At 68.9% G+C, this 9,502-nt stretch carries 9 protein-coding genes and 1 pseudogene; 6 read left to right on the top strand and 4 right to left on the bottom strand.

The features are described from left to right. Positions 1–589 (top strand): annotated as a pseudogene (locus AW272_RS41490) (IS5 family transposase); the annotation flags it as partial. 60 nt (positions 590–649) lie between these two features. Here the strand turns inward: AW272_RS41490 and AW272_RS37965 are convergent. Then, positions 650–1,156: a winged helix-turn-helix transcriptional regulator gene (locus AW272_RS37965; RefSeq protein ID WP_066375471.1), complete on the bottom strand. Its 507-nt coding sequence runs from the start codon at positions 1,154–1,156 to the stop codon at positions 650–652. A gap of 71 nt (positions 1,157–1,227) precedes the next feature. Between AW272_RS37965 and AW272_RS37960 the strand changes: the two genes are divergently transcribed. The 3 genes from AW272_RS37960 (at position 1,228) to AW272_RS37950 (ending at position 4,155) form a co-directional block, all read left to right on the top strand. Next, positions 1,228–2,001 (top strand): SDR family oxidoreductase, encoded by a 774-nt coding sequence (locus AW272_RS37960; protein ID WP_066375470.1) that lies wholly within the window; start codon positions 1,228–1,230, stop codon positions 1,999–2,001. Between the two features lie 14 nt (positions 2,002–2,015). After that, a complete protein-coding gene (locus tag AW272_RS37955; RefSeq protein WP_066375467.1) occupies positions 2,016–2,336 on the top strand; it encodes a nuclear transport factor 2 family protein in 321 nt (106 codons plus the stop codon). Positions 2,337–2,415: 79 nt separating this feature from the next. After that, the gene (locus tag AW272_RS37950) at positions 2,416–4,155 is read left to right on the top strand and encodes an RNA-binding domain-containing protein (protein WP_169807718.1); all 1,740 of its coding nucleotides are present in this window, start codon (positions 2,416–2,418) and stop codon (positions 4,153–4,155) included. Here the strand turns inward: AW272_RS37950 and AW272_RS37945 are convergent. From AW272_RS37945 to AW272_RS37935, 3 genes are all read right to left on the bottom strand, one after another. Next, positions 4,152–4,889 (bottom strand): FadR/GntR family transcriptional regulator, encoded by a 738-nt coding sequence (locus tag AW272_RS37945; protein WP_066375464.1) that lies wholly within the window; start codon positions 4,887–4,889, stop codon positions 4,152–4,154. The two genes, AW272_RS37950 and AW272_RS37945, sit on opposite strands and share 4 nt — an antisense overlap. 178 nt (positions 4,890–5,067) lie before the next feature. Further along, positions 5,068–6,654, bottom strand: a complete 1,587-nt coding sequence (gene wsfD, locus AW272_RS37940; RefSeq protein WP_066375462.1) for a glycan biosynthesis hexose transferase WsfD — start codon at positions 6,652–6,654, stop codon at positions 5,068–5,070. Next, positions 6,651–7,376: a septum formation family protein gene (locus tag AW272_RS37935; RefSeq protein WP_066375461.1), complete on the bottom strand. Its 726-nt coding sequence runs from the start codon at positions 7,374–7,376 to the stop codon at positions 6,651–6,653. Before AW272_RS37935 ends, wsfD begins: the two co-directional genes overlap by 4 nt. A 170-nt stretch (positions 7,377–7,546) precedes the next feature. On the opposite strand from AW272_RS37935, the gene AW272_RS37930 reads away from it, so the two are divergent. Together AW272_RS37930 and AW272_RS37925 are read left to right on the top strand one after the other, a co-directional pair. Continuing rightward, positions 7,547–8,062, top strand: coding sequence for a hypothetical protein (locus AW272_RS37930; RefSeq protein WP_066375455.1), 516 nt, complete (start codon positions 7,547–7,549; stop codon positions 8,060–8,062). After that, positions 8,062–9,429: an XrtP-associated glycosyltransferase gene (locus tag AW272_RS37925; RefSeq protein ID WP_066375453.1), complete on the top strand. Its 1,368-nt coding sequence runs from the start codon at positions 8,062–8,064 to the stop codon at positions 9,427–9,429. Before AW272_RS37930 ends, AW272_RS37925 begins: the two co-directional genes overlap by 1 nt. Positions 9,430–9,502 lie beyond the last annotated feature (73 nt).

Below are 9,502 nucleotides of genomic sequence, written 5' to 3'. Positions count from 1 at the left end.
GAGTGGAACAAGGCCGGGGTGTGGCAGCGGCTGCACGAGGTGCTGCTGGATCGCCTGCGCGGCGCCGATGCCCTGGACCTCTCCAGAGCCGCAGTCGATTCCTCGCAGATCAGAGCGCTAAAAGGGGGGCGCAGACCGGCCCGTCACCCGTCGACCGAGGGCGGGCTGGAAGCAAACACCACCTGATTACCGATGCCACCGGCATTCCGCTCGCGGTGATCCTCACCGGAGCCAACCGCAACGATGTCACCCAGTTGCTGCCCCTGCTGCACGCCATCCCCAAGATCAGGGGCAAACGCGGCCGGCCCCGCCAGCGACCCGACGTCGTCCTGGCCGACCGCGGCTACGACCACGACAAGTACCGCCGCCTGGTCAGAGAACTGCAGATCCGCCCGCTCATCGCCCGCCGCGGCACTCCACACGGCTCCGGCCTGGCAAACACCGCTGGGTTGTCGAACAGACCTTCGCCCTGCTCCACGCGTTCCGCCGCCTGCGCACCCGATGGGAAGTCAGAGCCGACATCCACCAGGCATTCCTCAGCCTGGCCTGCGCCCTGATCTGCTGGCGCCGACTCACGTCATTGCGTTAGAAGCTCTAAGCGATACGGCGGCGAAGAAGCCCAGTCCCCAGCCAGTTTCGAACTCGGTGATCAGGCGATCGTTTCAGTGGATCGCTCGTTGTTCTCGTAGCGCTGTCGCATGATCGGCCCCGCCGCCGGTCCGGCCGCGAACACATAGTCGTCTCCGTCGGCGCGTTCGCCCGTGATCGCGTCGACGACCATCGGTTCCGCCTCAAGGCCGGTTCGCCTGTCGACGAGGATCATCGCGCGGTCGTCCGGGCCGAGTTGCGCGTTGCGCCAGGCCGCCATCGCGACCAGTACCGGGCGCAGTGAGCGGCCCAGGTCGGTGAGGACGTATTCGTGGCGCACCGGCCGTTCCTGGTAGGGCCGCCGGTCGAGGATGCCCCGGTCGACCAGCGTTTTCAGGCGGCTGGTCAGCATGCTCGACGACAGGCCGATGTTGGCCTGGAAGTCGTCGAAGCGCGTGTAGCCGTCGAAGCAGTCGTGCAGGATCAGCACCGTCCACCACTCGCCGACGATGCTCATCGTGGCTGACAGTGGGCATTCGCGGTCTTCCAGCCTGATCTTGCTGACCATGGGTGACTCCTCGCCGAGGTTACTGCTATGTTAGCAGCAACCTAGTAACTTCTAAGTTAGAAGTAACCGATATGGCAGATTTGCTGTCCTTCTCTCTCGACGGACGCCTGGCCCTGGTCGCCGGAGGCACCAAGGGCACCGGTGCCGCCGTCGTCGACCGGCTGAAGGCCGCCGGTGCCGAGGTGGTCGCCGTGGGCCGGTCGGCCGCCCCGGGCAGCGCGGCCGACAGGGTCATCACGGCCGACCTGGCCTCGGCCGGGGCCGCCGCCGAGATCGCGGCCGAGGTCCCGGCGCCCGACATCCTGGTTCACGTCGCGGGCGGGTCGAGTGCGCCCAGTGGCGGGTTCGCGGCGCTCGACGACGCCACCTGGCAGCAGGAGCTCGATCTCAACCTGCTGTCGGCGGTGCGGCTCGACCGCGCGATCGTCCCGGGCATGCTGGCGAAGGGCCGGGGTGCGATCGTGCACGTCTCCTCGATCCAGGCGCGCATGCCGCTGTGGAACGGCACCCTCGGGTACGCCGCGGCGAAGGCCGCCCTGCGCGCCTACAGCCTCGGCCTGGCCAACGAGCTGGCCCCGCGCGGGCTGCGGGTCAACACGGTCTCACCCGGCGGAATCCACACGCCGTCCGCCGACCGCCTGGTCAGCCGCCTCGCGACCCAGTTCGGCGGGGATGTCGACGCGGCCTGGAGGTCTCTGTACGACTCCCTCGGCGGTGTCCCACTGGGCAGGTTCGCCGAACCTCATGAGGTGGCCGAGGTCGTCGGCTTCCTCGTCTCCGACGCCGCCGCCAGCGTCATCGGCGCCGACTACCTGGTCGACGGCGGCACCGTCCCCACCTTCTGAAAGGAAACAGACCGATGCATCCTGCCGCGATCCGCGCCTACCTGACCCTCTCGACCGGCGCCGACCCGCTCTCGGCTGTGGTCACCTTCGCCCCGGACGCCCACGTCACCGACGACGGCCACGACTACCGTGGCCACGCGGAGATCGGGGAGTGGCTGGGCAGCACGTCGGCCGAGTTCGACTACACCTCGACCCCGATCGGCGGCGACGACACCACGGTCACCTGCCGGGTCGAGGGGAACTTCCCCGGCAGCCCGGTCGACCTCGATTATCGATTCACCCTCGACGCCTCGGGCCGGATCTCACGCCTGGAGATCGGCGCACACCTGGATTGACCAAGGTCGAAGCGAGTGTGATGCGGCATATGATACGACGTCATCTGACTGGCTTTATCATATGAGTTAGCATATGGCTGTGGATGCTCTTGAGACGGTCGAGTCCGCCCTCGGATCGATCGGTGACGGCTGGGACGCCTCACGGATCGAGTCCGCGAGCGTCGACTTCAAGGAGACGCCGGAGACCGCGAACGATCGCTCGCCCCGTGCTCGCCAGAACTTTCGCGAGATGCTGGCCGAGACCGCCGTCTGCTTCGCCAACGGTGAGGGCGGCGCCATCGTGATCGGTGTCAAGAACCGGGCCGCCACGGCTCAGGACGCCGTGCCGGGCGTGCCTTCGAACTACCAGATCGAAGAGCTGGTGCGGGCGGTATACGAGAAGACGGCACCCGCGATCACCGTTCGACCTCATGTCTACGAGGTGGAAGGCAAGCCGGTCTTCGTTCTGGTGGTGCCCAGAGGCGTCGGCGTCCACAGCACCCGGCAGGGGGTCTACAAGATCCGGCTCCACGATGGGTGCATGCCGCTCGCGGGTGACCAGCTCAGGGGCCTGCGCGCACTGCGGGAACACTATGACTGGACGGCATTCCCGTCAGGTCTCGGCCTCGACTCCATCTCTCCCGCCGCGTTGGAAGAGGCCGCCACTCTGCTTCGCCGCTCCGATCACGATGATCTGGCCGATCTCGCCGAGCGGGACCCGGCGGCGTTCCTGCGGGCCACCGGCCTGCTGCCCGACGGTGAGGTCAGCCGGGCCGCCGTCCTTCTCTACGGGCGCCGCGAAGCGCTGGCGAAGGTCACCCCGGACTGGGGGGCGATCATGCAGACCCGGGAATCGCTGGGGAGTGAGCCGACCATCCTGCTCCGTCAGCGGGACATGAACCAGCCGCTGGTCTTCCTGCTCGACTGGCTGATGGCCACGGTCCGAGGTCTGGTGAAGGTCAACAGCTTCCGGGTGGGGGCCGAGCAGATCGAACTCGCCGACTATCCGCTCGACGCCATCCGCGAGATCATCGCGAACGCGTTCGTCCACCGTGACTGGGAGGCCCCCGGCGTCGTCGAGGTCATCCACACTCCGGACGAGCTGATCGTCACCAGCCCCGGTGGCCTGCTGCCGACGCTGCGGGTCGATCGGCTGCTGCATGACGCGTCGTCGCCGCGTAACCGGCTGCTGGCGGAGAACATGTCGCGGCTCCGGCTCGCCGAAATGGCCGGTCTCGGGCTTGACCGGGCATTCCGGGAGATCGCCAGGCTGGGCAAGGAGCCGCCCATCCTGGAGGACGGGCCCCGATTCCGGGTGGTGCTGCCGGGCGGCCGGGGGAACGAGACCTTCGCCCGGTTCATCAACGGGCCAGGCTTCCCCCGGGGCCTGGTGGGCGATCTGGACGTCCTGCTGATCCTCACCGCGCTGCGCAACACGAAGAGCGTCACCGCGAACTCGCTCTCGGGGCGGCTTCAGCGAAATGTCGGCGAGGTCGAGCGGATCCTGCGGCGGATGGGCGACGCCGGTCTCGTCCACGCCACCAAAGGTAGGTACGGCCTGACCCCGTCGGCGACCGCCGGGATGCGGGCCGCCGTCGCCTATCGGGTCGACTCGGTCGACACCGATGACAGGAAGCTCTTCGGTCATCTCAGGCGGCATGGGCGGATCACGAACGAGGACGTGCGGAACTACCTCGACTGCGACCTCACCACGGCACGCAACCGGCTCACCCGGCTACGCCGACGGGGGCTCATCGATTTCGCGCCTGAAGGTCCTCGGCGGGGTGCTCATGTCGTGTACGTCAAAACCGCGAAGTTCGACGACATCTCCCCTGACTAGACGGTGCCCCACACGATCGGGGCGGCCAGTACCTCGGGGAATTTGCGTTCGGCGTATTTCACGTACTCCTCGATGTGCGTGGCCATGGCGGCGGCCGACGCTTCCGGGGAACGGTCGCGGATGGCCTCGTAAATCTTCACGTGGGCGCGGTGCACGGCCGAACGTCGCGTTTCCGGATAGTCGATTCCGATGGCCGAACCGTCGAGGATTCCCAGTAGCGCGTCGATGAGGTAGCCGAACATCGTGTTGCCCGAGCTGCGGGCGATGATGTCGTGGAATCGTTTGTTCTCGGCCAGGAAGACGCTCTGGTCGTTGAGATGGGTGCGCATCTCGTCCACGCTCGACTTGAGCGCCGCGAGTTGTTCGTCGCCGATTCTCTCGGCGGCCAGGCCGGCCAAAAACGGTTCCAGGGCGCCGCGGGCCTCGGCGACCGTGCGGAACGGGGCGTTCTCGAACTGCAGGAGCAGGGTCAGCGCGGTGACGAGGCTGGTCGCGTCGGGTTGCTGGACGACCGGGCCGCCGCCGGGGCCGGGCTTGAGGGAAAGCACGCCCTGGAGTTCGAGGAAACGCAGGGATTCGCGGAGGGTGCCGCGGCCGACTTCATAGGTGTCGAGCATGGCGCGTTCGGGAGGGAGCCGGTCGCCGATGGTGTTGCCGCGGCGGTTGATGTCCGCGACGATGCGCTGCGCGACCAACATGGCCGTCTTCTGCGGACGCAGTGACACCTGTGCCATTTCTCATGACCTCCGAGAGCGAAACGCGATGAGGCCCTCGCTCGAGGACGGCTTTGGGTTTATCCACCCGTGGGGGAGACGCCGTCACAACTCGGGCCCCGATAGTTTCTCACATACGGGATGAGGTGGAGCATCAACGTTTTAATTCGTGCAATTGAGAAAAAAAGATGCGCATGAATTAGTTGGAGTGCTGCCAGCGGGGGGTCGGGCTGAGCCGGGTCATGACCAGGGTGACGGCCATGGCCAGCACCGGGACGCACAGGGCGGTGAGCCAGCTCGTCATGGCCATGTGCCGGACCGTCTCGACCCGGCCGTGGACGAGGATGACCACGGCGAACTGGGCCATCGCGGCGAGCGGGAGGACGACCGCCAGACGTCCCAGCGTCTTCTCGGACGCGGTCAGGGAGCGGCGGCGCACGACCAGATAACCGGCGCCGGCCGTCGCGACCCAGAGCACCAGCGTCAGCAGCGGGCCCTTCCTGAGGATCTCCCAGAGCGTCGAGTAGACGACGACCCGGTGTTCCCGCGCGCCCTCGGGCCTGCCCGCGCCCTCCGGATAGGAGCCCAGGTAGTGGGGGCTGAGGCCGGCGACGCCCTGGAAACCCCATCCGACGGTACGGATGGCGTGCCACGGACGGGTCGCGTAGAAACCGGCGACCCGCAGCGGGGAGGGGTGGGCGGTGCGGTGGTACCTGTCGGCGAACGACACCCAGCCGGCGCTGTTGCGCGACAGCCCGGCCGCCGGGGCGAGCTTCGGATCCAGGCCGAGTGAGGTGAGGTCGGCGGCGGCGGTCGGGTCGTCGTACAGGATGGTCTGGAAGACGACCTTGTGGTCGTCGAACCGCGCCTCGGTGACGGTGTGGAAGATCCCGATCCCGGCCAGCCACGTGGCGACCATGAGCGCCACGATCCGGCGGCCCCGCACCCAGAGCAGTGCGAACGCGACCACCGGCACGAACGTCACATACTCCGGCCGGGCCCCGATCACCAGCAGCGCCGGGGCCGCCGTCGCCAGCACGCGCGGCACCGTCGGACGCTCCCAGAGGAACAGCAGCGCGACCACGAGGAACCCGGCGGCCACCAGCGCGGTCGGTTCCGCGTAGGGCGAGATCAGATAGCCGGCGAACGCGGCGTCGGCGTAGACCAGCCCGACCGCCGAGGCGAAGGCCACCCGGACCACCGGCCTCCCCGGGACGACCGCCACGAGCAGCCCGCAGATCACGCCGATGAGCAGCCCGAACATGACCCCGAGCGCGCGCAGGTCGAGCGCGCCGGGATAACCGAGCAGCGGCGTCAGCCACTTCCCCGCGGCCTGCGCGAGCAGGGCCGTCGAGAGTTCGGGCGGGCAGGTCTCACCCGTCCACGCATGCGAGGTCCAGGTCGGCTGTACGTGTTCCCACCCCGCCAGGGCCCGGTTCCCGAAGCTGGCCAGCCCGAGCCGGCAGGGCAGGTTCTCACCGAACCCGGCGAGCCCGACATGCCCCCCGGCGAACAGCCGAACCTGCATGATCGCCGCCCACACGACCCCGACGATCACCGCCACCAGCGGATATCGGCGAACCCCCCTCTGCCGTGCCCGCCGAGACCCGGGCACGAGCCAGGTCCGCCGATGCTTGCCCGCGTCGGACTCGGGAGCGCCGAGGGTCGGCTGAGTTCGAGGGCGGGAGCCGAGCCAGGCCAGGCGGCGTCTGCGCGAGGCGGGCTGGTCCGGGAATCTGTCGCCCCAGGCCGTCGGGCCGCCGGATTCGTGCTGGTCGAGGGTCATGCCATCATCCCGTTGCGCAGGGTTCCGACGGAGATCCGGTGGCGTTCCTGGCCGACCCAGCACGACCGGTCCCGGCCCAGCCGGATCCGCAGCCCCCTCAGCCCTCCGGCGAACATCGCCGCGTTCGCGCGGCAGCGGTTCCGGGTCAGGCCCTGTGGCTCGACCCACTCCCACTCGTGGGGCAGCGCGCACTGCAGGTCGCGGCCCTCCAGGTTGCAGCGGCGGATCGCGGCCGACTCCGGCCGGGCCATGATCCCGCGCAGGGGGGCCGTCAGCGTCGGGCCGCCGTTCGGGTGGGTCGTGGGGACCAGCAGGTCGCAGCGCAGGGTGCGGTCGCCGGCCGCCCACTCGTCGGGCGTCGGCACCTTGCCCCAGACCGACACGCCCCACTGGGCGTCGTGCGGGCCGGCGGCCAGATACGGCCGGATCGGGCGGTAGTCGCAGCCCGCGGTCACCATCGGGACCAGGAGTTCGTGGGGTGGTCTGATCGGGGCCGAGGCCAGGGGCCCGGAGAGCTGGGTCACCAGGTAGGTCTCGGTCTGGTGGGGCCGGTGGCACGGGACGGGGGGCCGGACGTCGCTGAGGGCGTACAACTCCTCGGGCTGGGACATCACGTGGCAGCTGCCCACGGGCATCGAAGCGCTCGGGTGCGTGGTCGTGGCGGCGGTGCAGGCCGTCGCGCAGAGCAGCAGCAGCGCTGTGCATCTGCCCCAAAGAAGCAAGGGGACCTCCTCGGGGCGTCAGAGAAAACTCGCGGCACCGTAACAAGCGGGCGGGACCCGAAGCTCGTGGGGCGCGCGGTCACTGACCCTTCCGAGTGAGCCGCCGGGCGTGTTTCGGGGGCGGAAACGCCGCGCGCGGCTAGGTTGCAGGTCGTTCAAGAGGGGGGAACATGGCCGTTCGGGTGGCCCTTTCGGGGGTGCTTGGCCTGCTGCTGGGGGTCGTGCTGCTGGTCGACGACCGGGTGCGGGGCTGGGAGGCGGTGCTGGCCTCTCACGTGGTCGCGCTGTTCGCGCGGACCGAGACGGCGGTCAACTCGGTGATGGCGATCGTGTCGTTCAACGAGGAGACCGGGGACGCGCACGGGCTGTGGATCTCGCCCGAGTGCACGTCCGGGTTTCTGGTCGTGCCGCTGCTGGGGGTCACGATGCTGATCCTCTGGCTGTCGAAGAAGACGAGCGTCTGGCCGCTGGCCGCGCTGGCGGTCGCGGTCGTGGTGCTGTTCGCGAGCAACCAGATCCGCATCCTGGCCGTGGTGGTGCTGATCAAGGGGCTGGGGTTCGAGCCCGGGTACTACTGGGGGCACACCATGGTCGGGTCGGTGATCAGTGTGTTCGGCATCGGGGTGGCGCTGGTGGCGTACACGCTCCTGACGGTGCGCGGCGTGCGGCACCGGGAGAAGAGCTGATGGGCTATCTGCTGGGGCTGACCCAGGCCTTCGCGCTGTTCCTGAGCGTCACCTTCCTCACCTACGTGCTCACCATCGTCCGGCCCTACCTGCGGCAGCGGCCCGACCCCGCGGGGAACCCGGCCGCGTTCGAGTGGCACCTGTTCATCCCGTGCCGCGACGAGGCGGCGGTCATCGGGGCGACCCTGCACTACCTGCGCGAACGGTTCTCCCACGTCAACATCTGGGTGGTCGACGACGGCTCCGAGGACGACACGGCCCGCATCGTCGAGGAGATCGCCGGCACCGACGCGCGGGTGCACCTGGTCAGGCGCAGGAGCCCGGAGGCGCGTACCGGCAAGGGGGACGCGCTCAACGCGGCCTACCGCGCGCTCGACGACTTCCTCTCGCCGGACGCCGACCGGACCCGGCACGTGGTCTGCGTCCTGGACGCCGACGGGCGGCCCGCCCCGAACATGCTGAGCGTGTGCGCGGGCGAGAAGCTGTTCGGCGACCTCGCGATCGGGGCCGTGCAGGTCGACGTGTGGATGGTCAACCGCGACGACCGGAACCCGTGCCCGGAGCGGGGCCGCTTCAAGAACGCGTTCGGGCGGCTGCTGGTCCGGATGCAGGACCTGGAGTTCCGGGGGCCGATCTCGGCCATCCAGCTCGGCCGGCGGCGCAGCGGCACGGTCGCGATGGGCGGGAACGGGCAGCTCACCCGGCTGAGCGCGCTGGAGAAGATCGCGGGCGAGGAGCGGCGGCCGTGGGGCGGCTCGCTGCTGGAGGACTTCGAGCTCGGGGTGCAGCTGCTGCTGGCGGGGGAGCGCAACGAGTACACCCCGGACACGTGGGTCGAGCAGGAGGGCCTGTGGTCGTTCCGGCGGCTGATCACCCAGCGCACCCGCTGGGGCCAGGGGACCATGCAGTGCGCCAAGTATCTGCCGCAGATCTGGCGGTCGGCCAGGTTCAGCAGCCTCGGCGCGCTCGAAGTGCTCTACTACCTGTCGCAGCCGTGGATGCAGCTCGTCGGGACGCTCATCTACCCGATCCCGATGATCTATCTCGCCAGCCGGGTGATCGCCGATCCGGCCGGGATGTCGTGGTGGCTGCTGGAGGGCGGCTGGATCCTGTTCGCCATCTACGGTGCCTTCGGCATTCTGCCGTTCGTCATCTGGGGGCCGCTTTACTGGTGGCGCTGCGAACCCGGGATCGGCCTCGGTAAGAGTCTGCTGTACGGGTTCGCTTACGCCTTCTACATTTACAATTTCTACATCACGTCATGGCGCGCCTTCTGGCGGGTGATACGCGGAAGAAGCGGCTGGGCCAAAACCCGCAGAAATGCCGAGACACATGTCGCGGGAACGCCCGTGGCCCGGGAGATGTGAAATCCCGGGCCGCCGGAACATATCACCGCACCTGGTGCATCCGGAACAACAAAGCCCCGCCGACGATCAGGAC

The organism is Herbidospora mongoliensis (assembly GCF_001570545.1).
GTDB lineage: Bacteria > Actinomycetota > Actinomycetes > Streptosporangiales > Streptosporangiaceae > Herbidospora > Herbidospora mongoliensis.
This window is presented reverse-complemented; position numbering and strand designations above follow the sequence as displayed.

Coding starts and splice junctions, on each gene's coding strand:
- AW272_RS37945 (WP_066375464.1), bottom strand. CDS start 4,889: ATGGCACAGGTGTCACTGCGTCCGCAGAAGACGGCCATGTTGGTCGCG.
- wsfD (WP_066375462.1), bottom strand. CDS start 6,654: ATGACCCTCGACCAGCACGAATCCGGCGGCCCGACGGCCTGGGGCGAC.
- AW272_RS37930 (WP_066375455.1), top strand. CDS start 7,547: ATGGCCGTTCGGGTGGCCCTTTCGGGGGTGCTTGGCCTGCTGCTGGGG.
- AW272_RS37955 (WP_066375467.1), top strand. CDS start 2,016: ATGCATCCTGCCGCGATCCGCGCCTACCTGACCCTCTCGACCGGCGCC.
- AW272_RS37960 (WP_066375470.1), top strand. CDS start 1,228: ATGGCAGATTTGCTGTCCTTCTCTCTCGACGGACGCCTGGCCCTGGTC.
- AW272_RS37965 (WP_066375471.1), bottom strand. CDS start 1,156: ATGGTCAGCAAGATCAGGCTGGAAGACCGCGAATGCCCACTGTCAGCC.
- AW272_RS37925 (WP_066375453.1), top strand. CDS start 8,062: ATGGGCTATCTGCTGGGGCTGACCCAGGCCTTCGCGCTGTTCCTGAGC.